The organism is Actinocorallia sp. A-T 12471 (genome assembly GCF_033875155.1).
Taxonomy (GTDB): Bacteria; Actinomycetota; Actinomycetes; order Streptosporangiales; family Streptosporangiaceae; genus Actinocorallia.
Map to the genome: position 1 here is coordinate 39,716 of NZ_JAWZTE010000017.1, position 23,936 is coordinate 63,651.

Genomic DNA, 23,936 nt, shown 5'->3' on the forward strand with positions numbered 1-23,936 from the left:
AAGCATGAGAGGACAGCCCCACAGCGGGCGGTTTCTTCGCAAACGTCTTCTCAGAACGCAGCCCTTCCAGCGAGGCGGTGTCACGCATTGATCGACGCGACAAGCCCGGTCCCGAAGTACGTTCAGCTCCGCGCCCTGCTCGTCGATCTGATCGAGGAGGCCGGGGCCGAGCCTGACGCGCCCATGCCGTCCGAGCGCGAGCTGTGCCAGCGGTACGGCCTGTCCCGCATGACCGTCCGCCAGGCGGTCGACCAGCTCGTCTCCGAGGGCCGCCTCTACCGCGTCCCCGGCAAGGGCACCTTCGTCGCCCGGCCGAAGATCGACATGCCCGTGCGGCTCAGCTCGTCGTTCACCGCCGAGATGAAGGCGCGCGGCATGACCCCCGGCGCGATCGACCTCGACCACCGGACGGTCCCCGCCTCCGGCCACGTCGCCCGCGCGCTCGGCCTCGCCGCGGGAGCCTACGTCCACGTGCTCGAACGCCTGCGCACCGCCGACGGCGCCCCCATGGCCGTTGAGCGCTGCCACATCCCCGCCGCGCTCGCCCCCGACCTCCTCACCTTCCGCCTGGCCGGACAGTCGCTCTACGACCTTCTGGAGCGCCGCTACGGCATCTCCTTCGACTCCGGCGACCAGACCATCGAGGCGGCGATCGCGACCCCGCTCGACGCCGAACTGCTCCAGCTGCCGCAGCCGAGCCCCGTCCTGCTGCTGCGCCGCCGCTCCTACCTGCACTCCACCTGCGCCGAGCTGACCGAGTCGACCTACCGCGCCGACCGCTACCAGCTCCACACGACCCTCGACCTCCCCCGGCAGCCCGCCGACCCCAGGGCCGCCCAATGATCTACCCGCCGCTGACCATCCGCTGACCCTCCTCCCGCTCTGTTCGGACGTGCGCCGCGCGAGGCGGCGTCCGAGAGGAGGCAGGGCATGGGACGGGTCAGGGTGCTTCGGCTGGTGCCGCCGCCGATCGAGGACGAAGACGGCGGGGACGAGCCGCGCACCGAAGGCAACCTCGCCCTCGCCCCGGACGCCGACGGCCTCGAGGAGGCCGCCGAACGCGTCATCTGGATCGCGGCCGAGGTGTTCGCCGGGCTGCGGCCCTTCCCGCAGCTCGCGCGGCTGTCGACGGTCGAGCTCGCCGAGGTCCTGTCCCGGCAGCGCCACCCGGCGGGCCGCGTCCTCGCGACGGCACCCCGCATCCGCAACCGGCGCGTGCAACGCCCGCGCCCCGGCGTCGCGGAGGTCACCGCGACGGTCATCGTCGCCGGACGGATCCAGCCCGTCGCCGTCCGCCTCGTGCGCCGCCGCGGCGTGTGGCGGTGCGCGGCCGTCGAGACCGCGCTGAACTGGTGAGCGCACACGAACGCCGCCCTCTCGCAAGAGAGGACGGCGTTCGTATTAAGCGATGTGCCTTAGCGGGCTCCGCCGTGGCAGCGCTTGAACTTCTTGCCGCTGCCGCACGGGCACGGGTCGTTGCGGGACACGCCCTCGTACGCCTCGGTGCCCTCGGTCTTGTGCTCGACCTCGCCCTCGGCGGTCGGGCCGGAGAAGTCGAGCTTCTTCGGCTCCGGCTGCCCGAGCGCGCTGGCCGCCACGGTGACCGGCTTGGCCCCGACGGACGCGGCCGCGGGCTGCTCCTCCACCTCGACCTCAAGGTGGTACAGGTACCCGACGGACTCCTCCTTGATCGCCTCCATCATCGAGGCGAACATGTCGTAGCCCTCGCGCTGGTACTCCACCAGGGGGTCGCGCTGCGCCATCGCGCGCAGGCCGATGCCCTCCTGGAGGTAGTCCATCTCGTACAGGTGCTCGCGCCACTTGCGGTCGAGGACCGTCAGGACGACGCGGCGCTCGAGCTCGCGCATGACCTCGGAGCCGAGCTCCTCCTCGCGCTTGTCGTAGGCGGCCTGGGCGTCCTCGCGGATCTTGTCGGCAAGGAACTCGGCGCTGAGGTTCTGCACCTCGCCGCCGGCCTCCTCGATGAGCTCGTCGGCGGTGACGGAGATCGGGTAGAGCTGCTTGAACGCCTTCCAGAGCATGTCGAGGTTCCACTCCTCGGCGAAGCCCTCGGCGGTGGCGCCCGCGACATACCCGTCGACGACCTCGTCGATCATGTGCCGCACCTGCTCGTGCAGGTCGGCGCCCTCGAGCACGCGGCGGCGCTCGGCGTAGATGACCTGGCGCTGGCGGTTCAGCACCTCGTCGTACTTCAGGACGTTCTTGCGGATCTCGAAGTTCTGCTGCTCGACCTGGTGCTGGGCCGACTTGATCGCCGAGGAGACGATCTTGGCCTCGATCGGCACGTCGTCGGGGATGTTCAGCCGGGTCATGATCGCCTCGACCCGCGCGGAGTTGAACAGCCGCATCAGGTCGTCCTCGAGCGACAGGTAGAAGCGGGACTCGCCCGGGTCGCCCTGCCGGCCGGAGCGGCCGCGCAGCTGGTTGTCGATCCGGCGCGACTCGTGCCGCTCGGTGCCCAGCACATACAGGCCGCCCGCGTCGGCGACGAGCTCGTGCTCGCCCTTGACGGCCTCCTTGGCCTTCTCCAGCGCCTCGGGCCAGGCCGCCTCGTACTCCTCGGGCGTCTCCAGCGGCGTGAGGCCGCGGCCCTGGAGCTCGAGGTCGGCGCGGAACTCGGGGTTGCCGCCGAGCATGATGTCGGTGCCACGACCGGCCATGTTGGTGGCGACGGTGACGGCGCCCTTGCGGCCCGCCTCGGCGATGATCGCCGACTCCTTCTCGTGGTGCTTGGCGTTCAGCACCTGGTGCGGGACGCCCTCGCTCTTGAGCATCTTCGACAGCATCTCGGACTTGGCGACCGAGGTGGTACCGATCAGGACCGGCTGGCCCTTCTCGTGCCGCTCCACGATGTCCTTGACCACTGCCTCGAACTTGGCGAGCTGGGTCTTGTAGACGACGTCGGCGATGTCGACGCGCTGCATCGGCCGGTTCGTCGGGATCGGGATGACGCCGAGCTTGTAGATCTTGTTGAACTCCGACGCCTCGGTCTGCGCGGTGCCGGTCATGCCGCCGAGCTTGCCGTACAGGCGGAAGTAGTTCTGGAGGGTGATCGTGGCGAGGGTCTGGTTCTCGTCCTTGATCGCCACCCCCTCCTTGGCCTCGATCGCCTGGTGCATGCCCTCGTTGTAGCGGCGGCCCTGCAGCACGCGGCCGGTGAACTCGTCGACGATCAGGACCTCGCCGTTGACGACGAGGTAGTCCTTGTCCTTCTTGTACAGCTCCTTGGCCTTCAGGGCGTTGTTCAGGAAGCCGACAAGCGGGGTGTTCGTCGCGTCGTACAGGTTGTCGATGCCGAGCCAGTCTTCGACCTTCTCGACGCCGGTCTCCAGGATGCCGACCGTGCGCTTCTTCTCGTCCACCTGGTAGTCGCCGTCGTCGGCGTCGGCCGCCGAGGCGCGGCGCAGGCGCGGGGCGATCCTGGCGAACTCCGCGAACCACTTGGAGTTCTGGTCGCCGGGGCCGGAGATGATCAGCGGGGTGCGGGCCTCGTCGATGAGGATCGAGTCGACCTCGTCCACGATCGCGAAGAAGTGGCCGCGCTGCACGCAGTCGTCAAGGCTCCAGGCCATGTTGTCGCGCAGGTAGTCGAAGCCGAACTCGTTGTTCGTGCCGTAGGTGATGTCGGAGTTGTACGCCTTGCGCCGTTCCTCGGGCGTCATGTTGGCGAGGATCACCCCGACCTCGAGGCCGAGGAACTGGTGCACGCGGCCCATCCACTCGGCGTCGCGCTTGGCCAGGTAGTCGTTCACCGTGACGACGTGGACGCCCTTGCCGGCGAGCGCGTTCAGGTAGGCGGGCAGCACACAGGTGAGGGTCTTGCCCTCGCCGGTGCGCATCTCGGCGATGTTGCCCAAATGCAGCGCGGCGCCGCCCATGACCTGCACGTCGAAGTGGCGCTGGCCGAGCACCCGGCGGGCCGCCTCACGCGCCGTGGCGAACGCCTCGGGCAGCAGGTCGTCCAGGGTCTCGCCCTCGGCGAGCCGCTCGCGGTAGGTGTCGGTGAGCTCGCGCAGCTCGGCGTCGGTCTTCTCGGTGAACTCGTCCTCGATGGAGTTCACCTGGTTGGCGATCCGCTTGAGCTTGCGCAGGACCTTGCCTTCGCCTGCGCGAAGAATCTTGTCGACGATAGCTGGCACTCTCGGAAGCTCCTTGCAGATCGGATAGCCGCGCGGATCGCAGCCTGTCCTTTGGCGAGGCAGAGGAAGGGACAGCGCCTCCCGCGCATACCACTCGTAGCCTGTCCATCCTAGGCGAGGTCAAGGATGGTGCAGGTCACCCTCACGCGCAATTCGTAACGTCGGGGATCTTGGCGGGGTTCCCTGGGCGTGGCCGCAAACGGCCACGGGCCGCCGCGTCCGGGCGCCCGGCGGGCCCCGGCCGTCACAGGCGTCCCGCGGCCTTCAGGGCGAGGTAGGCGTCGGCGAGCGCGGGGGCGATCTCGTCGGGCCCGGCGTCCACGACCTCGACGCCGTAGCCGCGCAGTTCGGCCGTCAGCCTGCGGCGATCGGCCCGCGCGCGCTCGGCGGCGGCCGCGTCGTAGACGGCCGCGAGGTCGCCGCGCGCGGCGGCCATCTCGGCCACCCGCGGGTCGGCGACGGCGGCCACGAGCACGAGGTGGCGCGAGGTGAGCCGGGGAAGGAGCGGGATCAGCCCCTCCTCCATGGCCGCGGTGTTGAGTTCGGTGAGCAAGACCACGAGGGAGCGCTGACGCGATCCGGCGAGCAGCGCCGAGACCATGCCCGCCGCGTCGGACTCGATCAGCTCGGGCTCCAGCGGGGCCATCGCGCGGACCATCGCGGGCAGCAGATCGGTCCGTGACGCGCCCTCGACCCGCGCCCGGACGGTCCTGTCGTAGGCCAGGAGATCGACGCGGTCGCCCGCGCGCGAGGCGAGCGCGCCGAGCAGGAGCGCGGCGTCCATCGAGCAGTCGAGGCGCGGGATGTCGCCGACCCGGCCCGCCGAGGTGCGGCCGGTGTCGAGGATCAGGAAGATCCGCCGGTCCCGCTCCGGCCGCCAGGTCCTGACGACGACGTCGCCGCGCCGCGCGGTCGCGCGCCAGTCGATCGAGCGGACGTCGTCGCCCGCGACGTACTCGCGCAGCGAGTCGAACTCCGTGCCCTGGCCCCTGATCAGCGCCACCTGCTGGCCCGTCAGCTCGCGCAGCCTGCGCAGCTTGGCTGGCAGGTGCCTGCGCGAGGGGAAGCCGGGCAGCACCCTGACGGTCCAGGGCGCGGGCCGGGGCAGCTGCCGTGCGGCGAGCCCGAGCGGACCCGTCGAGCGGACGGTCACCGAGACCGGCGAGCGGTCTCCCCGCCTTGTGGGGGTGAGGGTGAGGTCGATACGGCGGCGTTCCCCCGGGGGCACGTCCACGTCGGCGGTACGCGGCGTCACCCCGGCGCTCGGCGGCCACGCGTCACGGACGACCGCGCGCACCCGCCTCTTGCCGAGGTTCTCCACGATCAGCCCCACCTGCCCGCTCTCCCCGAGCCGGATCGCGGTGTCTCCCGTCCGGTGCAGGTTGAGGCCGCGTACGTTGCCCGCAAGGGCGAAGTCGACGGCCGCCGCGAGGACGAGCAGCGCAAGGACCGCGAGCACGACCCAGCCGTAGGGGAAGAACAGCGGAAGCGCGCTAGCGACCAGGGCCAGCAGCGCGAGCCTTCCGGTGACCGCCATTACCGGGGCGTGGGGACGGTCGCCAGGACGCCGTCGAGCACGCCGTCGGCGGTCGCGCCCTCGAGCTCGGCCTCGGGCCTGAGCTGGACGCGGTGCCTGAGCGTCGGACGGGCGAGCGCCTTGACGTCGTCGGGCGTCACGTAGTCGCGGCCCGACAGCCACGCCCAGGCCCGCGCGGTGTTCAGCAGCGCGGTCGCGCCACGCGGGGACGCCCCGAGCTGGAGCGACGGCGACTGCCGCGTCGCCCGGCACAGGTCGACCACATAGGCGATGATCTTCGGATCGACGTGCAGGGTGCGCACCGCGTCGCGGCCCGCGTTGAGGTCGTGGACGCCCGCGACGGGGTTGACCTCGGCGAGGTCGCGCGGGTCGAAGCCGAGCGCGTGCCGCTGGACGACCCCGATCTCCTCGTCCCGGCTCGGCAGCGGGACCGTCAGCTTCAGCAGGAACCTGTCGAGCTGCGCCTCCGGCAGCGGGTACGTGCCCTCGTACTCGATCGGGTTCTGGGTCGCGCAGACGACGAACGGATCGGGCAGCGGGTACGGGGTGCCGTCCACCGACACCTGCCGCTCCTCCATGGCCTCGAGGAGGGACGCCTGGGTCTTGGGCGGCGTCCGGTTGATCTCGTCGGCGAGCAGCAGGTTCGCGAAGACCGGGCCCCGGCGGAACTCGAACTCCGACGTGCGCGCGTCGTAGATCAGCGAGCCGGTGACGTCGCCGGGCATCAGGTCGGGCGTGAACTGCACGCGCTTGAACTCAAGGTCAAGCGCGCGGGAAAGGGTCCGCACGAGCAGCGTCTTGGCGACGCCGGGGACGCCTTCCAGCAGCACGTGGCCGCGGCACAGCAGGGCGATCACCATCCCGGTGACCACGGCGTCCTGGCCGACGACGGCCTTGGCGACCTCGCCGCGCAGCGCCGCGAGCGCGGTGCGCGCCTGGGCCGCGGACCCCGACGACGCGCCTCCCGGCCGGGGGAATGCCGCGTCCAGCACAGTCTCGTCGCTCATCGCACCCGTCTTTCCAGTTCGTCCAAAAGGTCGGTCAGTTGGAGGAGCTGCCGGTCGTCCGCCGGGTCAGGACCGTACAGCGCCCAGCGCGCGGTCTGCTCCTCGATGCCGCTACGCGCGGCGACAAGCGCGCTCACCTCGGCCGCCCTGTCGAGCTCACCGGCCGCGCTGCGCGGCAGCCCGAGCAGCGGCACAAGGCGCTCCCGCGCGGCGCTGCGCAAGGCGAGCGCCGCCCTGTCGCGCGCGTGCGCGGCCCGGTAGAGCCGCGCCCGCCCTTCGACGGCCTCCGCGGAGCGCACCGCGACGGGCAGCCGTTCCACCACGACGGGTCCGAGCCTACGAGCCCGCCAAAGCGCGGCGAGCACGACGGCGATGAGGATCTGCCAGAAGAACAGCCGTACGCCGGGCGGTACGAGGTCCATGAACGACTCCTCGCCCACGACGTCCTGCCCCTCGGCCGGAAGACGGGGCAGGAGCCAGACGACGCCGCCTTGGGCGTCGAGCAGGTTCATGGCGAACGCGGCATTGCCCTCGTCGGTCAGGGCGTCGTTGGTGAAGGGCAGGCCGGAGCCCACGACCGTCACCGCGCGCGGGGTCGTCACCTGGACGACCCGGGCGAACTCCTCATAGCGGTAGCAGACCGTCGCGTGGGAGGGGGCGGAGTAGACCGAGGCAGTCCCGAAGTCGACCCTCCCGGCCGCGGAGGCCAGCGGGCAGTCCGGCATCGCGGTGCCGGTGGCCCGCGTCGTCTCCTCGATCTCCGGCGCGAGCTCCCTGAGCACGGCCGCGCTCGGCTCGATCAGCAGCAGCGGGGCCTTCGAGGCGGCGAGCGCGGCGACGTCGTCGGCGGTCAGCCGCTCGTCGCGGGTGACCACGAGCAGCCGTGACGCGCCCGCCTCGGCGACCGCGTCGGCGGCCGAGCGCCGCACGTCAACGGCGGTCCCGTTCTGCCGGACGATCTCCGCGAGCGCGCGCGAGCCGTAGTCGGTGGCGTCCTCGGGGTCGAGGTAACCGCTGGTGGCGGCGGGCCGCAGCGCGGCGAGCAGGACGGCGAGGACCGCGACCGCCAGGACCGCGCCGACGATCCCGCGCCAGCGCCGGAACCTGGCTCCGGCCACCTGTCCCGCGCTCGCGACGCCCGTCCCGGCCGTCTCGGCGGTCGCCGTCACACCGCCTCCAAGGGCCGGGGCTTGGCCGCGCGTACTGACGCGTCAAGGTCGACGAGGAGGGCGTAGCCCTCAGGGGTCCCCGGACGGTCGCCGTACCAGACGTCGTCAAAGACGCGCGCCCCAGGCATGAGGTCCACGGGAAGCAGAGACGAGGCTTCAAGGGCGAGTTCAAGGGCGGTCCGCCCCGGACGCGCCTGAAGGATCGCGCGTTCCTCGAGGTCGCGCGCTATCGCGCGGAGCCTTTCGCGGATCGCCTCGGCGTACCGCCCCTCGGCGGCCAGCGCCTCGGCCGACGTCCGGTGGTCGGCCGCGCGGGTGGGCTCGTCGTCAAGCAGCGCCTTGCTCCCCGACGGGTTGCGCCTGCCGCGCATCCACCACAGCACCGCCGCGACGACCACCGCGAAGAGCACGAGCAGGACCACGATCGTCAGCCCGCCGCTGCCCTGGCCGGGGCCCGGCGCGGGCGGGTCGGGCATGAGCCCGTCGAGCCACTCCCTGATCTGGTCGAGCATCCGGTCGAGGAACGAGGGCCGGTCGCGGTGGTACACCGCCTTCTCCAGCTCCCGCTCGGCGAGCTCACGGGCCCGCTCCCGGGTCACCGGGTCGAGCGCGCTCACGCCCGCACCGCCCAGGGGGCGAGCGGGTCCTCGTCGCGGACCTCGCCCCTCTGCTGGATCTCCAGGTCCAGGCCCTCCCTGCGGTTGCGCCGGTCCAGGTACAGCAGGGAGAGTACGCCCGCGTTAAACGGCGTCGTTATCGCGGCGGAACAGATGCGTCCGGCGGTGTCCAAGGCGAGTGACCCGATGACGCGCCAGCCCTGCGGCTCGCTACCGAAGAACAGAAGGTCCCCGAAGATGAACGGCAGCCGCAACGCGATCCCCATAAGGAACACAAGGACGGCGGTCAGCAGCAGCACGAAGAACGTCTTCCACCACTGCCCGCGCACCAGCTTGACCGACCTGGACAGCGCGTCGCCCACACCCCTGCGCTCAAGCACGAGGGCGGGCGCGGCGAGGCACCCCAGCACATACAGCAGGACGGCCACCGCGGCGGCGGCCGGGAAGCCGAACACGCCGGCGAGTATCCCCAGCGCGGGCGAGCCGTCGCTCACGGCCACCAGCACGAACGGGACGAGCAGCACCCCTCCGGCCGCCAGCGACCCGGCGGTGACGACGCACGCCAGCACCACGAGCCTGACCACAGACGGCCGCACATCGCGCCACACGATCCCGAAGGTGATCGGCAACCCGAAGTACCCGCGCGCTATCGCGGGCCCGAACGCACCCGCAAGGACGAGGACCGCCACCGAGCCGACGAGCCAGCCCGCGACGAACAGCACGGCCTGGGAGCCGAAGGAACGCAACAGGATGTTGGGCGTCACCTCGCCCGTGGCGTCGCCGCCGACGAGGAAGTAGCCGGCGAGGGTCACCGCGACCTGGACGGCCCCCACCACCACGAGGGCCGGGCCGAGCACAGCGCGCGGCGACCGGCGCAGCAGGGCGAGGGCCGCGTCCAGCATCTCGGCCGCGCTTAGCGGCCGCAGCGGGATCTCCCCGCCGAGCAGTTCGGCCCGGTCGCTTCGCACGGGGGCCATCCTGCCATGTGTCCTTAAATCCAGGAGATCCCCAACTCCTGCCCCTCCCCAGGTGGTGCAAATCTCGCGTGTTGTAGGCGAATCGGAACGCAGAGTACAGGGCACGAACGCTAGATCACCGGGCTTTCGGTGATTAGCGGCACTGCTACCGGTAAAACGCGGGTAACCTGTGGCTCACCTGGCATCCGGTGGCGGCGCGACGGCGGCTCAGCCTCCCAACAGATCGGCTTGAGAGGGCGCATGAGGGGACGTGTACTGGTCGTCGACGACGACCTGGCGCTCGCGGAGATGCTCGGCATCGTCCTGCGAGGAGAAGGTTTCGAGCCCTCTTTCGTCCATGACGGGGACAAGGCCCTCGAGGCGTTCCGGGAGACCCGTCCCGACCTCGTCCTGCTCGACCTCATGCTCCCCGGGGCCGACGGCATCGACGTGTGCCGCCAGATCCGGGCCGAGTCCGGGGTCCCGATCGTCATGCTGACGGCCAAGAGCGACACCGTCGACGTGGTCCTCGGCCTCGAGTCCGGCGCCGACGACTACGTCGTCAAGCCGTTCAAGCCCAAGGAACTCGTCGCCCGGGTGCGCGCCAGGCTGCGCCGCACCGACGAGCCCGCGCCCGAGACCCTCCAGATCGGCGACATCGCCATCGACGTGGCGGGCCACTCGGTCAAGCGCGGCGACAAGCACATCCCGCTGACCCCGCTGGAGTTCGACCTGCTTGTCGCGCTGGCCCGCAAGCCGCGCCAGGTCTTCACCCGCGAGGTGCTACTCGAGCAGGTCTGGGGCTACCGGCACGCGGCCGACACCCGGCTGGTCAACGTGCACGTCCAGCGGCTGCGCGCGAAGATCGAGAAGGACCCCGAGCGGCCCGAGATCGTCGTGACCGTGCGCGGCGTGGGCTACAAGGCCGGCCCGGCCTAGCCCGTCCCAGCGCAGCGAGGACCACCCCCCGATGAAGACCACCTTGCGGCGCCTCGTCGCCGGCCTCTGGCGGCGTTCCTACGTGCGCTGGCGGAGCTCCATCCAGGTCCGGGTGGTCACCTCCACCCTGCTCATCTCCACGATCGTCGCGGTGGTGCTCGGGGTGTTCCTCATGCAGCAGATCACCACGGCACTGCTCGACGGCAAGGCCGAGGCCGCCTCCCAGCAGCTCAACGAGGGCCTCGGCATCCTCAAGCGCACCCCCGGCGACGGCGGCGTCGCCGAGAAGGTCGCCAAGGAGCTCGCCGCGCGCAGCGGCCCGTCTGGGCTGTACGAGGTGTACCTGCGCGACACCCGCGAGAAGACCAACGGCGGCGTCCCCACGAACGACCTGGACCCGTCGAGCATCCCGCGCAGGCTCGGCAAGGCCCTGCAGGACGCGCCCCCCGGCGAGAAGGTCTGGACGATCGGCGAGCTCGGGCGGCAGTACCACGACCCGGAGCCCGCCCTCATCGTCGGCGGCAAGGACGGCCCCTACGAGCTGTACTACCTGTTCCCGCTCGACCAGGAACAGAAGACGATAAGCATCGTCCAGCGGACCCTCGTAGGCGTCGGGGTGGCTCTCGCGCTGCTGCTGGCGGCGATCGCGTCGGTCGTGACGCGGCAGATCGTCATCCCCGTACGCCTGGCCGCACAGTCCGCCGAGCGGCTCGCCGCAGGGCGGCTTGAAGAGCGGATGAAGGTACGCGGCGAAGACGACCTCGCCAAGCTGGGCCGTTCCTTCAACGACATGGCTGAGACCCTGCAGGAGAAGATCTACGAGCTGGAGACGCTGTCGCAGGTACAGCGCCAGTTCGTCTCCGACGTCTCCCACGAGCTGCGTACGCCGCTCACCACCATGAAGATCGCCGCGGACATGCTGTACGAGCACCGCGAGGACTTCCAGGCGGGCGTAAGCCGGTCCACCGAACTCCTGCAAAGCCAGATGGAGCGCTTCGAGTCCCTGCTGTCGGACCTCCTTGAGATCTCCCGGCACGACGCGGGCGCGGCCACCCTCGACGCGGAGTCCTTGGACGTCCGAGAACTCGTGCTCAACGCCGTCGGTGACGTCGAGGACGTGGCCGAGCGGCGGGGCAGCAAGATCGTCCTGAAGCTGCCGGGCGAGGCGTGCATGGCCGAGGTCGACCGCCGCCGCGTCGCGCGCATCCTGCGGAACCTGCTGTTCAACGCGGTCGAGCACGGGGAGGGCGGCGACATCGTCGTCACCGTCGCGGCCGACCGCGACGCCGTCGCGCTCGCCGTGCGCGACCACGGCACCGGCCTGCGGCCCGGCGACGCCCAGCAGGTCTTCGACAGGTTCTGGCGGGCCGACCCGTCGCGGGCGCGGACCATCGGCGGCACGGGCCTTGGCCTGTCGATCTCGCGCGAGGACGCCCAGCTGCACGGCGGCTGGCTCCAGGCGTGGGGCGAGCCCGGCGTCGGCTCCCAGTTCCGGCTGTCACTCCCGCGCGTCGCGGGCTCCGAGCTGCGCGGCTCGCCGCTGCCGCTCGTGCCCGCCGAGGTCGAGCTGAACCGGACCGCGATCACCGATCTCGAGGTAGCCGAATGAGACGCCTCCGTCCGCTCGCGGCGGGGCTCGCCGCCCTCGTCCTCGCCTCCGGCTGCGCGTCCCTGCCGACCGGCGGACGCGTGTACACGCACACCAACGACGCGCGTACCGAGCCGTTCGATGAGCCGTACGTACGCATCGACCCGACCCGGCCCAAGCAGGGCTGGACAGCGGTCGAGGTGGTCGAGGGCTATCTGGTCGCCATGGCCAACTTCGACAACGACCGCGCCACCTTCCGCTCTTACCTCGCCGAGGACGTCGAGTTCGATACCGCGGTGCGGCCTACCGTGAACGTCCTTGACGACGCCGCCTTCCAGGGGCCGATGTCGGTCTCGGAGCGCAACGGCGTCGCGATGGTCCAGATCGTCGGGGACAGGCTCGGGCGGATCACGTCGTCCGGGCAGTACGTCGCGGCGGGGGCGCACGCCCATGACGTGACGTTCACACTGCGGCAGAACAAGTCGGGCGAATGGCGTATCTCGTATGCGCCGGGCGAAGCCATCGAACTCGTCCTGCGGCGCAGCGACGTGGACCGCGCCTTCCGCACCACGAACCTGTACTACCTCGCGCCCGACGGGCTCAGCCTCGTCCCGGACGCGGTGTTCCTGCCCCAGCTCAACCGCTCGGACCTGCCGAGCCAGCTCGTCAAGTCGCTGCTCAGCCAGACGACGCCCTGGCTGAGCGGAGCCGTCGTGTCGGCTTTCCCGGCCGGCACCCGGCTGCTCGGCGGGAAGGTCGCGCTCGCCGACGACGACGTCATCACCGTCAACCTCAGCGCGGAGGCCGCGTCGGGGAACGTCGACCAGATGTCGGCGCAGCTCATGTGGACGCTCGGGCAGCTCACCGAGGTCCAGTCACTGCGGCTGCAGATCGACGGGCGCACCCAGCGCACGAGCGACGGCCTCGAGGTCCAGACGCTCAGCCGCTGGTCCTCGCTCGGGCCGGACGCGCCGTTCAACGAGATCGCCGCGATCAAGTACCTCCTCGACGGCAACGGGCGGCTGTCCCTGCTCCAGGGCAAGCAGCCTGCTCCGTTCCCGTCCTTGCGCAGCCGCAGCTTCCGCACCCCTGCGGTGGCGTTGGACGGGCGCGAGTTCGCGGCGGTGTCCGGGAAGTCCGTGTACGTCGGGGAGACCTCGACGGGCAAGGTCGCCGAGGTGTTGAAGGCGCAGGAGGGGGCGACGCTGCTGCGGCCGTCCTGGGACCGTCACGGGTACCTGTGGATCGTGCAGAACAAGGGCTCGGAATCGACGCTCTGGCTGCGCGCGCCGGGGGCCGTCAGAGCCGTCCAGGTGCCTTTGCCGAACGTCGGCGGGCAGATCAAGGCGCTGCGGATCGCGCACGACGGCGTCAGGGTCGCGGCGCTGGTCTCCGGGTCGCTCAAGACCGAGATCCAGATCTCCCGGATCGCGCCGACGCCGACCGGCTACGCCGTCGGGCGGTTCCACCCGATCAACGCGGAACTGTCCGGCCTCGTGGACCTGGCCTGGCGGGATTCGGACACCCTCGCGGTGCTCGGCATGTCCGGCACGTCGAGCAGCGTCCTGCCCTACGAGGTGCCGATCAGCGGCGGCGCGATCAGCCCCGTCGGCGGCAGCTTCGAGGGCACGCCGGTGAGCATCAGCGCCGCGCCGGGGCAGGCGATCCTGCTCGGCGTCGAGTCCAAGGAGCGGGACGGGCCGACCACGTGCGTCCAGACCCCGAACGAGGAGCCGCGCTTCTCCACCTGGGACTGCGACGTCACCGGGTCCTCGCCGACGTACCCGGGCTGACCCCGCCTATTCAGGTGGATACCGCGCGCTGGGGTCCTGCCGGAGGGGTCTTTTCGTGGGCCTCGCGCAAGGCCGGAGTCGGCCGAAAAAAGTTATCCACAGATCTTGACGTGGGCCGTTTTTGGTGCTTGCGGCGGCGCATGATGTGCGCATGGTCATCTCAACTTTGCTCAGCGACGTCACCGGGGTCCTCGTCAGGCCCGCCCTCGTCACGCCCGCCCTCGATCTGTCCCTCCTGCTCACGCTGCTTGGGCTCGGCGGGCTCGTCGCGCTCGCCGTCCCCGGACTCGCGGCGGCGTTCGGGCTGCTGCCCGCCCTCGCGGATCTGCTGCTTCCGCGATCCTGCGCGTCATGCCGTGCGCCCGGGGGCGCGCTGTGCGCGCGATGCGCGGTCCCGCTGGGGTCGCCCGGCATCGCCGTCCCCCTGTTCACCGGCACTCAGGCCGCCGCTGCCGGGCGGGAGCGCGCCGACCCTTCCGTCTGGGCGCTCGGCGCACACGAGGGCGTCCTGCGCCGTCTGGTCATCGCGCACAAGGAACGCGGCCGCGCCGCCCTCACGTCTCCGCTGGCCGCAGCCCTTGCCCGCCTCGCCGTCCGCGCCCTCGAGGCGCGCGGGGAGGGCGAGGTGTGGGTCGTCGGGGTGCCCTCCGGGCGGCGTTCGGTGCGGCGCAGGGGGCGCGACGCCATCCGGGAGCTCGCCGAGGCCGTCGCGGTCGAACTGCGGGCGCGGGGCAGGCCCGCGCGGGCCGTCCGGGCGCTGTCGCGCCGTCCGGGCACGGCCGACCAGGGCGGTCTCGGGCCCGTCGCACGGCGGCGCAACCTGCGGGGCGCGATGCGGGCGTCGCCCAAGGTCGCGGGCGCGCGCGTCCTCCTCGTCGACGACGTCGCCACCACCGGCGCGTCACTCCGCGAGGCGCACCGTGCGCTCACCGAAGCCGGCGCGAACGTACAGGCAGCTGTTCTTCTCACCACGGTATTGAAAGGAAGAATCACCACAAAAAGTAACGCCAGGTTAGGGAAATCCCAAGAATCCGGGAAACTCACCGGGGCGTCACAACCCCCGACCTGCACCTTGACCCCTGCCTCAGGGCGTTACCGCAGACAAGTCGATCACCGTCCGTGAGATTTGCCGCCTTCCGCCCCGATGACATTCGGGCCTGAAGGGGCTAGCGTGCTGACATGGCACCCGCCCGGGTCCGTGGTTGCGCCGGTGGGCTCGTCCCCGCAGGGGGACGGCGTACCGAGCTAGCCGATGCCAGTCGCAGGCGAAGCGGTCCACGTAAGCCGACTTTTTGTCGAGTGATCACGGTGCGGCTTAGAAGTAAGTCCTGCCCCGCCGGCGGATCAGATATCCGCCGCCACGGGAGAAGAGCAGTAGTGGCATGGGCTGCGAACCTCTCAGCAGGCGATTGTGGGGTCGAAGACCAGGTCGGCCGGGCGGGTGCTCCTCCACCAACGGAAACATCTGGAACTTCGAATTCCAGACCGTCCGTTATCTCGATTGAGAAGGGGGGTCCATACGTGGACATCATCGTGAAGGGCCGACGCACCGACGTGAACGACCGCTTCAAGCGGCACGTCGACAGCAAGCTCGCCAAGCTGGAGAAGCTCGACTCCAAGATCATCAGGGTCGACGTCGAGGTGAGCTCGGAGCGCAACCCGCGCATGGCGGACCAGAAGGAGCGGGTCGAGCTGACCCTGCACTCCCGTGGTCCGGTCATCCGGGCCGAGGCGGCGTCAGACGACCGCTACGGCGCGCTCGACATGGCCCTGGACAAGCTGGACGCGCGGCTGCGGAAGGTCGCGGACCGCCGCAAGACCCACTACGGCACCCGCACCCCACCGAAGATGAACGGCATGGAGCCCATGCCGTCCACCCTGCCGCCCACGCCCGAGCCGGTGCGCGCCCCAGCCCCGGCCCGCGCCGAGATCGCCCGGGTCGCCGCCGCGACCGGCATCGCGGTGTCCGAGCGCAGCCCGGACGGATTCGAGCGCCCCGACCTCGAGGAGGAGCTGCTCACCATCGACAAGGACGGGAACTGCCCCGTCATCGTCCGCGAGAAGACCCACAAGGCCGAGCCGATGAACATCGACCAGGCCCTCTACGAAATGGAACTTGTCGGCCACGACTTCTTCCTGTTCTCTGACAAGGAGAGCGGTCTGCCCAGCGTCGTCTACCGCAGGCGGGGTTGGGACTACGGCGTCATCCGTCTCATTGACGAGTGATGCGGCGTTAACAACCCGTCACCCGCCCTCGCGTGCCATGATCTAGGTATCCCATATGGGGGAGGAAGAGTGAGCGAGATCCCCGAACCTCGCACCGATCCGATCCGAGTCCTGATCGTGGACGACCACGCCCTGTTCCGGCGGGGTCTGGAGATGGTCCTGTCCGGTGAGGACGGGATCGAGGTGGTCGGCGAGGGCGGAGACGGGCTGGAAGCCGTCGACAAGGCACGCGACCTGCTGCCCGACGTGATCCTGATGGACATCAGGATGCCGCGCCGCGGCGGCATCGAGGCGTGCGTCGCCATCAAGGAGGCGGTGCCGAGCGCCAAGATCGTCATGCTGACGATCAGCGACGAGGAGGAGGATCTCTTCGAGGCGCTCAAGGCGGGTGCGAGCGGCTATCTGCTGAAGGAGATAGCCATCGACGAGGTCCCCCAGGCGGTGCGGGCCGTGCACGGCGGACAGTCCCTGATCAGCCCTTCGATGGCCTCGAAGCTGATCAGCGAGTTCACCGCGCTGGCCCGCCGCTCCGAGGAGCGCCAGCAACAGGTCCCCGCCCCCCGCCTGACCGACCGCGAGATGGAAGTCCTCCGCCTCGTCGCCCGCGGCCTCGGCAACCGCGAGATCGCCAAAGAACTCTTCATCTCCGAGAACACCGTCAAGAACCACATCCGCAACATCCTCGAAAAGCTCCAACTCCACTCCCGCATGGAAGCCGTCGTCTACGCAGTCCGCGAAAAACTCCTAGAAATAACCTGACCCACCCCACCCCAAGGCAAGCGCCCCCACCCAACACCTCCCCGCCCCGCCCTGCCCCGCCGAAGGCCCCAGCCCGTCCACCCCCACGGCACCCCACCCCAAGGCACGCACCCCCGCCCAAGCCCGTCCCCCACGGCGCCCCACCCCAAGGCAGGCGCCCCCGCGCCACAGCACCGCACCGCCCCCACCCCAGGGCAAGCGAATCCGCGCCGCCCGGTCCCCGCCTAAGACCCCGGCCCGTCCACCCCCACGGTGCCCCCAAGGCAAGCGACCCCGCACCCCAACACCGCCCGCCCAAGGCAGGCGACTCCACGCCACATCACCGCGCCGCCCCTGCCTAAGGCCCCGGCTCGTCCACCCCCGTGGCGGCCCGCCCCACAGCCCCGCCCCAAGGCCCAGACCCCACAGCCGCGCCTTCCCAGGCTCACCCCGCCTCAGGCCCCACCCCGAGGCCCCGGCTCCCGCGCCGCACAGCCGCGCCTCCCCCGGCCGCCGCCCCACCCCGAGCCCCCTTCCTCCGAGCGAAGCCCTCGGAGCCTCCAGCTCACCCCACCCGCCAGAGCGCGTAAAACCCCCAGAGCGACCGACCTCCCTGCCGCTACCCAGACCCAGCGCCAAAGCGCAGCACACAGCCGCAATCCCCCATCGCCGCCAAGCCACAACAAGCGAGCACCGATCAGGTGCCCCAACGCCGCCGCCAGCCCCGAGGCCGAAGCACCGCGCCCAATCGCAAGGTCCCGTCGCGGCGAAGCCACGACAAGCGAGCGCCAATCGGGGTGCCAGATGCTGCCGGTAGCCCCCAGGCCAAAGAGCAGCGCAGGATCCCTAGCGCCCGTCGCAGCGAAGCCGCACAATCAAGCACTCCGGCCCTGCCCGTAGGGCCCTAGGACCCGAACGGCCAGCGAGAAGCGGCAGGACGGCAGATGCCCGTTGCCGCGGAGCAGCGACGAGCGGCCCCTGATCGGGTGTCCTGGTGCTGCGCCATAGGCCCCCGGACCCGGAGGGAAGCACCCGGGAGCCATGAGCGTCCGGACACCGGAGGGCCAGAGGCCCGGCGAGTCGCGCTGATCGCGCGCGTGCGCGCCTCCTCCGGAGGCCCGCGAGCCGCCAGGCGAGCAGGCCGCAGGGACCAACAGGGCGCGAGCGCGGCCCCTCCGAAGATCTGCGAGCCGCCAGGCAAGCAGGCCGGAGAAAACAGCGGGGCGCGGGGACGGCTCCTCCGGAGGCCCGTGAGCCGCCAGGCGAGCAGGCCCCAGGGAACAGCAGGGCGCGAGCGCGGCTCCGGAGGTCTGCGAGCCGCCAGGCGAGCAGGCCGGAGGCAACAGCAAGACAGCGGGGTGTGGGGACGGCTCCTCCAGGGGCCCGTGAGCCGCCAGGCGAACGGGCCGCAGGGAAGCAAGGCAGCGTGGCGTGGGGATAGCCCCTCCGGAGGTCTACGAGCCGACGGAACAGGCACGCCGGAGGGTACAGCAGACAGCGGGGCGCGGGGGCGGCTCTTCCGCGGGGCTTCGAGCCGCTAGGCGAGCGGGCAGAGGGGAAGCGAAAGCGGGGTGCGTTTATCGCGCGTGAGCGCGGCTCCCTCCGGAGGTCTGCGAGCCGCTAGGCGAGCAGGCCGGAGGGATGTAAAAGCGGTGCGGCCCGTCGGGGGGCGGGCGCGAGGGGGGTTAGGCGGTTGCGGGGGCTTGGTCGGGGGTTTGGGGGGCGTCGCCGGTGTCGCCGTCGGCGAGGGCTTTGCGGCCGAAGTACCAGACGTAGGTGAGGAAGGCGAGTTCGGCGACGACGCCGATGCCGATGCGGAGCCAGGTGGTGTGGACCCAGCCGGTGACGAAGCCCTCGATCGCGCCGGAGACCAACAGGACGCCGACGAGCCCGAGGACGACGCTCATCGCGGCGCGCCCCTCCTCGGCGAGGGCGCGGCCGCGCGGGCGCGGGCCGGGGTCGATGATCGTCCAGCCGAGGCGCAGGCCCACCCCGCACGCGATGTAGACGGCGGTCAGCTCGAGCAGACCGTGCGGCAGGATCAGGCCGAAGAAGATGTCGGTCTTGCCGTGCGCGGCCATCAGCCCGCCGACGACGCCGAGGTTCAGCTGGTTGAGCGCGAGCACCCACAGCGTGGGGATGCCGAGCAGCACCCCGAACGCGATCGCCTGCGCCGACACCCACGCGTTGTTCACCCACACCTGGAACGCGAACGCCCCTGCCTCGTGCTCGGTGTAGTAGTTCGCGAAGTCCTCTTCCACGAGCTGCTGGATGTCGTACGGCGTCCCGAGCGTCGCCTGGACGCGCGGATCGCCCGCGACCCAGAACGCGACGGCGAGCGCGAGGAGGTTCCCGAACACCGCGCACCCGATCCACCACCAGCGCTGCCGGTACACCGTCCCCGGGAACGACACGGTGATGAGCCGTGCCGCGTCACGCCACAGCGGCGCGTTCGCGCCCGACACCGCCGCCCGGCCGCGCGCGACGAGCGACGTCAGCCGTCCGATGAGGACGGGGTCGGGCGAGGCGGAGCGGACCACCGAAAGGTGCGTCGCGGCCCGCTGGTAGAGCTCGACGAGTTCGTCGATCTCCGCGCCGCGCAGCTTGCCGGCGCGGTTGATGAGGTGCTCGAGCCTGAGCCATTCGGCATTGTGCGCGGCAGCGTACGCGTCGACATCCACGACGGCGAATCTACCGGCCCGGCGAGCCCGGCATACTGGGCACCATGACGGTCTCCTCGGCAGAGCTGGTCACCGGCGAGGCCGTGGCCCTGGACCTGCGGCCCGCCCGCCTGGCCAGCCGCGCCTCGGCCCTGCTGCTCGATCTCGCGATCATGTTCGCGGTGCTGTCCACGCTGGCGCAGGGGGTGCAGTTCGTCGTCCTGATCGCCGACGAGGCCGTCGCGGTCGGCCTGACGATCCTGGTGACGGTCGGGACATTCGTCGGTTACCCGGCGATCTCCGAGACGCTGTCGCGCGGCAAGACCGTCGGGAAGATGGCGCTCGGGCTGCGGGTCGTGTCGGAGGACGGCGGCGTCGTCAGGTTCCGGCAGGCGCTGATGCGCGCTTTGACCGGGTTCGTGGAGTTCATCATGTTCATGGGCGCGCCCGCCCTGATCTGCTCCCTGTTCAACCGGCAGGGCCGCCGCCTCGGCGACATCTTCGCGGGCACCCTCGTCATCCAGGACCGCACCGCCGCGACCGCGATCCTCCCGCCGCCCGCGCAGATGCCGCCGCACCTCGCGCCCTGGGCGTCCGCGCTCGAGCTCTCCCAGATCTCCGACGACCTCGCCCTCAGCGCCCGCCAGTACCTCCTGCGCTACTGGGAGCTGCTTCCCGAGGTCCGCATGTCGATGGGCGCGTCCCTCCTTGCGCAGTTCGCCGCCGTGCTGTCGCCCCCGCCTCCCCCGGGCAACCCGCCCGAACTGATCCTCACCGCGGTCCTCGCCGAACGCCGCGGCCGCGAGGAGAAGCGCCTCGCCGCCCGCCACGCCCGCCGCATCGACCACCTCCGCCGCACCGGCCAGCACATCCCCTCCGATCCCCCCTCCCACATCCGCCCCTACCTCCCCCCCACCACCGCCTACCTCCCCCACCCCCACCCCTTCCCCCCACCCCAACCCATCGCCCCACCCCCGACCCGCTAACAGGCCCCACCTTCCAGCGCGTCAAGGCAGAACCGTCGCAGCCCGTCAACGGGCCCGCCTTCCAGCACGCCAGAGCGAAACAGTCGCGACCCGTCGACGGGCCCACCTTCCAACGCGTCAAAGCGAGCCCGTCGCGACCTGTCAACGGGCCCGCTTTCGGCGCGTCAAGGCGAGACCGTCGCGACACTTCAACGGGCCCGCCCCTCGATCACGCCGCGCACTGAACGACAACTGGGGGATCACCTCGACGGCGGCGCTGCTCGACATCCAGGAGGCCGTCGCGAACGTGGTAAGGCACGCCCGCACCGAAAGGGGCCCGCGGCGAGTGCCGCGGGCCCCTTTGTCGTGTCTGGGGTCAGGTCAGGGCTTCGGCGAAACGCCAGAGCGAGCCCATCGCGACCTGTCAACGGGCCCGCCTTCCAACGCATCAAGGTGAGACCGTCGCAACCCGTTGGCAGGTCCTCTCACTTGAGCAGGCCGGAGTGAGCTCATCGCCACGGGCATGCGACGCCGAGGCACGGGCCGTGCACGTCAACAGCGCGGGGCATGGGCCTCGGCCGATACGGGACCGCCTTCCAGCGCGTCGGGGCGGGGCCGTCGCGAGCCGGTGACGGGTCCCGCCGTCGAGCGCGCCGAAGCGAGCTCATCGCCCCGGGGCGCCACACGAGGCGCACGCGCGCGCCAGCGGGGCCGTGTTCCCGCGGGGGAGGGCGGGACCGGCGTCCCTGGGGGGTGGGACATGGGGCGGGTTACCGTCGCGGCATGTCAGGACTCACTCCGACGCCGGAGCCCGCGTGGGACGGGCCGGTCGCCCTGTGCTGCTCCTTCGACACCGACGACCACGACGTGATGGCCGTCCTCCTCGGCGACTGGCTCGGCGTCCCGCTCAGCCCGAAGCTGCACCACGCCTGGGAGATCTCCTACGACGCCCCCGGCATCGAGATCTACGCCTACAACGCGGTGTTCCTCTCCGCCCCCGTCTTCCTCATGAACGGCAGCACCGACCTCGGCCTGCGCGACGCCCACACCCTCATGCACTCCCTGCACCGCCGCGCGCTCGCCCACGGCATCGGCCACTTCATCGAGTACACGCGCGACACCGACCCCCCGGACGACGTCCACATCCTCACCGCCCTGGAAGACTTCACCCCCTAACTCAGGACAGCAAGGGACCTGCGCGGGCCCTACGCGACGCGAAACTGAACGCCCGGCCTCAAGGCCCGACGTGCACCGGCACCCCCGCCCGGAGGCGGGGGTCAGGCTGGGACCGCGCCCTGGAAGTTGAGCTGCCAGGAGACCCCGAACCTGTCGTTCACCCAGGTGAACAGCTCACTGAACCCGTAGGTCCCCGCGGGCATCAGCACCGACCCTCCCTCGGCGAGGACGGTCCCGATGCGCGTCACCTCCTCGGCGGTGTCGCACTCGACGAAGAATGACAGCGCCGGGGTGAAGGTGAACGCGTGGTTCACATGGCTGTCGAAGCACCGCACCGACTGGTCGCCGATCCGGAACTCCCCCTGGAACACGCTCCCCTCAGGCCCCGGCCCATCAGCCCCGTACCGATCCATCCGGACGATCTCCGCATCCGGAAAAACCCCCACATAAAGGTTCATCGCCTCCTCGGCGTTCCCCTCGAACATCAAAAACGGCCGCGCCCGCATCACACACCTCCACTTGTTCCCACCGGCGTCCGCACCTCCGTCGAGGCCACTTCAACCCTACGAACCCCCTCTGACAAAACCCGTCCCCCAACCCCCACCCACCAAAAACCCACCGCCCCACCGAAGTTCCACGCCGCCCTCGGCCGAACCCCGAGCCCAACGACCCCGGCGGGAACAAAGCCGTGCGCAATGCCCAACTGGGAGCCGACCCACCCCGACGAACCCTCGGGCCCAACGCCCGGATGGGAACCGGAGCCGGGCAGATACGCGCGCAGCCCGGGAAGGAGCCGACCCGCCTCGGCGAGCCTTCGGGCCCAAGCCCGGTGGGTGTGCGCGCAGCCCGGGCGGGAGCTGACCCGCCTTGGCGACCCTCGGGCCCAACGCCCGGATAGGAAATCGGAGCCGGGCAGGTGCGCGCGAAGCCCGGGAGGGAGCCGACCCGCCTTGGCGAGCCCTCGGGCCAAAGGCCGGGTGGGTGTGCGAAGCCCGGGTGGGAGCCGGCCCGGGCGTCGGGGGTCAGGAGATCCAGGGCGGGGTCTGGAAGGCGTCGCTGCCGGGGAGGGCCGCAGCGGCGCGGGCCGGCGCGGTGACGACGGCGGAGAACCCCGTGCCGGGCGCTGGCGTGATCTGCCGGGTCAGATGCGCCGGAAGGACGACGGTGTCGCCCTCACCGAGCGTCGTGGTCACCTCGGGCGTGGTGACGGTCGCGGACCCGGCGAGGAAGGTCCAGATCTGTTCGGCGTCGATGACGTGCGCGGGCCCGGCGGGCGCGTCGGGCCCCACGTCCACCCTCCAAACGGACGTCGCCGCCCCGCCCAACGTCGGCGACGCGAGGGTCGTCATGGCGGCGGCCGGGGTCTCGGTGAGCCGGGTCTCCCCGGAACGGACGATCTGCATGGCGCTCAGCCCCTAAGATAGACATCTAAGTTGTCCATATAGTCAACCAGGTTGTCTTTTATGTCAAGCGATCCGCCGGGCTTCGACCTCCCGATCCGTCTCCTGCTGGCCTTCCACACCCTCATCGACGCCCTCCACACCCGGATAGCCGAACGCGGCCACCCCGACCTGCGCCCCATGCACGGGTTCGTCTTCCAGGCCGTCGGCCCCGACGGGTGCAGCACCGCCGAACTCGGCCGTCGCCTGGGCGTGACGAAGCAGGCCGCGGCGAAGACCGTCGAGTCCCTGGAACGAATCGGCTACCTCACCCGCTTCCCCGACCCGTCCGACGCCCGCGCCCGCATCGTCCACCTGACCCCCCGAGGCCGCGACGCCCTCGCCGCCTCCGCCGAGATCTTCGACGCCCTCCGCGCCGAATGGGCCAAAACCCTCGGCCCAGAACGCCTCGCCACCTTCGAAGACACCCTTCGCGCCATAACCGCCCAAACCCCCTTCCGCACCGACCTCCCCGGCTGGTTCACCTGACCACCAAAACCACCCCGCACCACGCCATACCGCTAGGGTCATCCCGTGCGTTTCACCCTCTTTGCCGCAATCCTCCTGAGCTGCACGGTTTGCGGCGGCAGCCTCGCGGCACCCAGGATTCCGCCCCCGAATCCGGACGCGTTGACGGCGGTGGCATACGCACTGCCAGACAAGGACTGGGACGCCTTCATCACCGCCCTCAAGAACGCCGACCCTGAGCTCGCCAAAGGCCAACACCGACAGGATCGCGCGTTCCAACGGGCAATACGCACGTGCCGGGCGATCAAGAAGAACCCCCGGCTCAGGGGCGCGGAACTCGCCGTCCATATCTCGCACCGGTTCACCAGCCCGCACGGCGACGTGTCCGTCATCGAGGGAAACCGTCTCGCCGCAGTGCTCACCAAGGCGATCTGCCCCCACATCGCCGCAGGTTAAGGCACCCGCGAGCGCCCCCTACGCACGACCCCGGCCCGTCTT

The 23,936-nt window shown here is 71.0% G+C and carries 21 protein-coding genes; 12 read left to right on the forward strand and 9 right to left on the reverse strand.

The genetic code is table 11. From position 1 onward, the window contains the following. Nucleotides 1-87: 87 nt before the first annotated feature. On the forward strand, nt 88-843 hold the full coding sequence (locus R9X44_RS32625; RefSeq protein ID WP_319818219.1) for a GntR family transcriptional regulator: 756 nt from the start codon (nt 88-90) through the stop codon (nt 841-843). Nucleotides 844-930: 87 nt separating this feature from the next. After that, a complete protein-coding gene (locus R9X44_RS32630; RefSeq protein ID WP_319818220.1) occupies nt 931-1,356 on the forward strand; it encodes an Rv3235 family protein in 426 nt (141 codons plus the stop codon). A gap of 59 nt (nt 1,357-1,415) precedes the next feature. Here the strand turns inward: R9X44_RS32630 and secA are convergent, their stop codons facing one another. The 6 genes from secA to R9X44_RS32660 all read right to left on the reverse strand — a co-directional run bounded on the left by secA (nt 1,416) and on the right by R9X44_RS32660 (nt 9,458). Next, nucleotides 1,416-4,160 (reverse strand): preprotein translocase subunit SecA, encoded by a 2,745-nt coding sequence (gene secA, locus R9X44_RS32635; protein WP_319818221.1) that lies wholly within the window; start codon nt 4,158-4,160, stop codon nt 1,416-1,418. Between the two features lie 244 nt (nt 4,161-4,404). Then, entirely contained in the window at nt 4,405-5,697 is a 1,293-nt protein-coding gene (locus R9X44_RS32640) for a DUF58 domain-containing protein (protein WP_319818222.1), read from the reverse strand. Beyond that, complete coding sequence (locus tag R9X44_RS32645; RefSeq protein WP_319818223.1) at nt 5,697-6,704, reverse strand: MoxR family ATPase; 1,008 nt, start codon at nt 6,702-6,704, stop codon at nt 5,697-5,699. Before R9X44_RS32645 ends, R9X44_RS32640 begins: the two co-directional genes overlap by 1 nt. Further along, the gene (locus tag R9X44_RS32650; protein ID WP_319818224.1) at nt 6,701-7,873 is read right to left on the reverse strand and encodes a DUF4350 domain-containing protein; all 1,173 of its coding nucleotides are present in this window, start codon (nt 7,871-7,873) and stop codon (nt 6,701-6,703) included. Before R9X44_RS32650 ends, R9X44_RS32645 begins: the two co-directional genes overlap by 4 nt. Next, entirely contained in the window at nt 7,870-8,490 is a 621-nt protein-coding gene (locus tag R9X44_RS32655) for a DUF4129 domain-containing protein (protein WP_319818225.1), read from the reverse strand. Before R9X44_RS32655 ends, R9X44_RS32650 begins: the two co-directional genes overlap by 4 nt. Continuing rightward, a complete protein-coding gene (locus R9X44_RS32660) occupies nt 8,487-9,458 on the reverse strand; it encodes a hypothetical protein (protein WP_319818226.1) in 972 nt (323 codons plus the stop codon). Before R9X44_RS32660 ends, R9X44_RS32655 begins: the two co-directional genes overlap by 4 nt. Nucleotides 9,459-9,707: 249 nt before the next feature. Between R9X44_RS32660 and mtrA the strand changes: the two genes are divergently transcribed. The 6 genes from mtrA (at nt 9,708) to R9X44_RS32690 (ending at nt 16,751) form a co-directional block, all read left to right on the forward strand. Continuing rightward, a complete protein-coding gene (gene mtrA, locus R9X44_RS32665) occupies nt 9,708-10,385 on the forward strand; it encodes an MtrAB system response regulator MtrA (protein WP_344838804.1) in 678 nt (225 codons plus the stop codon). Between the two features lie 31 nt (nt 10,386-10,416). After that, the gene (mtrB, locus tag R9X44_RS32670) at nt 10,417-11,994 is read left to right on the forward strand and encodes an MtrAB system histidine kinase MtrB (RefSeq protein ID WP_319818228.1); all 1,578 of its coding nucleotides are present in this window, start codon (nt 10,417-10,419) and stop codon (nt 11,992-11,994) included. Further along, nucleotides 11,991-13,766: an LpqB family beta-propeller domain-containing protein gene (locus R9X44_RS32675; RefSeq protein ID WP_319818229.1), complete on the forward strand. Its 1,776-nt coding sequence runs from the start codon at nt 11,991-11,993 to the stop codon at nt 13,764-13,766. Before mtrB ends, R9X44_RS32675 begins: the two co-directional genes overlap by 4 nt. Before the next feature lie 151 nt (nt 13,767-13,917). Continuing rightward, nucleotides 13,918-14,889, forward strand: a complete 972-nt coding sequence (locus R9X44_RS32680) for a ComF family protein (protein WP_319818230.1) — start codon at nt 13,918-13,920, stop codon at nt 14,887-14,889. Between the two features lie 398 nt (nt 14,890-15,287). After that, nucleotides 15,288-15,992 carry a ribosome hibernation-promoting factor, HPF/YfiA family gene (hpf, locus tag R9X44_RS32685; RefSeq protein ID WP_319818231.1) on the forward strand — a complete coding sequence of 235 codons (705 nt, stop codon included), beginning with the start codon at nt 15,288-15,290 and terminating at the stop codon, nt 15,990-15,992. A 69-nt stretch (nt 15,993-16,061) separates the two neighbouring features. Then, entirely contained in the window at nt 16,062-16,751 is a 690-nt protein-coding gene (locus R9X44_RS32690) for a response regulator transcription factor (protein WP_319818232.1), read from the forward strand. 1,664 nt (nt 16,752-18,415) lie between these two features. Here R9X44_RS32690 and R9X44_RS32695 read toward each other — a convergent pair. Beyond that, nucleotides 18,416-19,411 (reverse strand): stage II sporulation protein M, encoded by a 996-nt coding sequence (locus R9X44_RS32695; protein ID WP_319818233.1) that lies wholly within the window; start codon nt 19,409-19,411, stop codon nt 18,416-18,418. Between the two features lie 44 nt (nt 19,412-19,455). On the opposite strand from R9X44_RS32695, the gene R9X44_RS32700 reads away from it, so the two are divergent. Beyond that, nucleotides 19,456-20,376: an RDD family protein gene (locus tag R9X44_RS32700; protein ID WP_319818234.1), complete on the forward strand. Its 921-nt coding sequence runs from the start codon at nt 19,456-19,458 to the stop codon at nt 20,374-20,376. 762 nt (nt 20,377-21,138) lie between these two features. Then, nucleotides 21,139-21,531 carry a hypothetical protein gene (locus R9X44_RS32705; RefSeq protein ID WP_319818235.1) on the forward strand — a complete coding sequence of 131 codons (393 nt, stop codon included), beginning with the start codon at nt 21,139-21,141 and terminating at the stop codon, nt 21,529-21,531. A 101-nt stretch (nt 21,532-21,632) separates the two neighbouring features. Here the strand turns inward: R9X44_RS32705 and R9X44_RS32710 are convergent, their stop codons facing one another. Together R9X44_RS32710 and R9X44_RS32715 are read right to left on the reverse strand one after the other, a co-directional pair. After that, complete coding sequence (locus tag R9X44_RS32710) at nt 21,633-22,037, reverse strand: VOC family protein (protein ID WP_319818236.1); 405 nt, start codon at nt 22,035-22,037, stop codon at nt 21,633-21,635. Nucleotides 22,038-22,553: 516 nt separating this feature from the next. After that, complete coding sequence (locus tag R9X44_RS32715; protein ID WP_319818237.1) at nt 22,554-22,934, reverse strand: cupin; 381 nt, start codon at nt 22,932-22,934, stop codon at nt 22,554-22,556. Nucleotides 22,935-22,994: 60 nt separating this feature from the next. On the opposite strand from R9X44_RS32715, the gene R9X44_RS32720 reads away from it, so the two are divergent. Then, nucleotides 22,995-23,459, forward strand: a complete 465-nt coding sequence (locus R9X44_RS32720; RefSeq protein WP_319818238.1) for a MarR family winged helix-turn-helix transcriptional regulator — start codon at nt 22,995-22,997, stop codon at nt 23,457-23,459. 45 nt (nt 23,460-23,504) lie between these two features. Continuing rightward, a complete protein-coding gene (locus R9X44_RS32725) occupies nt 23,505-23,894 on the forward strand; it encodes a hypothetical protein (RefSeq protein ID WP_319818239.1) in 390 nt (129 codons plus the stop codon). Nucleotides 23,895-23,936 lie beyond the last annotated feature (42 nt).

Bases quoted from the DNA above. Each gene is read 5' to 3' on its own strand.
- R9X44_RS32710 (WP_319818236.1), bottom strand. From the start codon at position 22,037: ATGCGGGCGCGGCCGTTTTTGATGTTCGAGGGGAACGCCGAGGAGGCG.
- R9X44_RS32675 (WP_319818229.1), top strand. From the start codon at position 11,991: ATGAGACGCCTCCGTCCGCTCGCGGCGGGGCTCGCCGCCCTCGTCCTC.
- R9X44_RS32680 (WP_319818230.1), top strand. From the start codon at position 13,918: ATGGTCATCTCAACTTTGCTCAGCGACGTCACCGGGGTCCTCGTCAGG.
- R9X44_RS32715 (WP_319818237.1), bottom strand. From the start codon at position 22,934: ATGCAGATCGTCCGTTCCGGGGAGACCCGGCTCACCGAGACCCCGGCC.
- R9X44_RS32700 (WP_319818234.1), top strand. From the start codon at position 19,456: ATGACGGTCTCCTCGGCAGAGCTGGTCACCGGCGAGGCCGTGGCCCTG.
- R9X44_RS32645 (WP_319818223.1), bottom strand. From the start codon at position 6,704: ATGAGCGACGAGACTGTGCTGGACGCGGCATTCCCCCGGCCGGGAGGC.
- R9X44_RS32720 (WP_319818238.1), top strand. From the start codon at position 22,995: ATGTCAAGCGATCCGCCGGGCTTCGACCTCCCGATCCGTCTCCTGCTG.
- mtrB (WP_319818228.1), top strand. From the start codon at position 10,417: ATGAAGACCACCTTGCGGCGCCTCGTCGCCGGCCTCTGGCGGCGTTCC.
- R9X44_RS32705 (WP_319818235.1), top strand. From the start codon at position 21,139: ATGTCAGGACTCACTCCGACGCCGGAGCCCGCGTGGGACGGGCCGGTC.
- R9X44_RS32640 (WP_319818222.1), bottom strand. From the start codon at position 5,697: ATGGCGGTCACCGGAAGGCTCGCGCTGCTGGCCCTGGTCGCTAGCGCG.
- mtrA (WP_344838804.1), top strand. From the start codon at position 9,708: ATGAGGGGACGTGTACTGGTCGTCGACGACGACCTGGCGCTCGCGGAG.
- R9X44_RS32630 (WP_319818220.1), top strand. From the start codon at position 931: ATGGGACGGGTCAGGGTGCTTCGGCTGGTGCCGCCGCCGATCGAGGAC.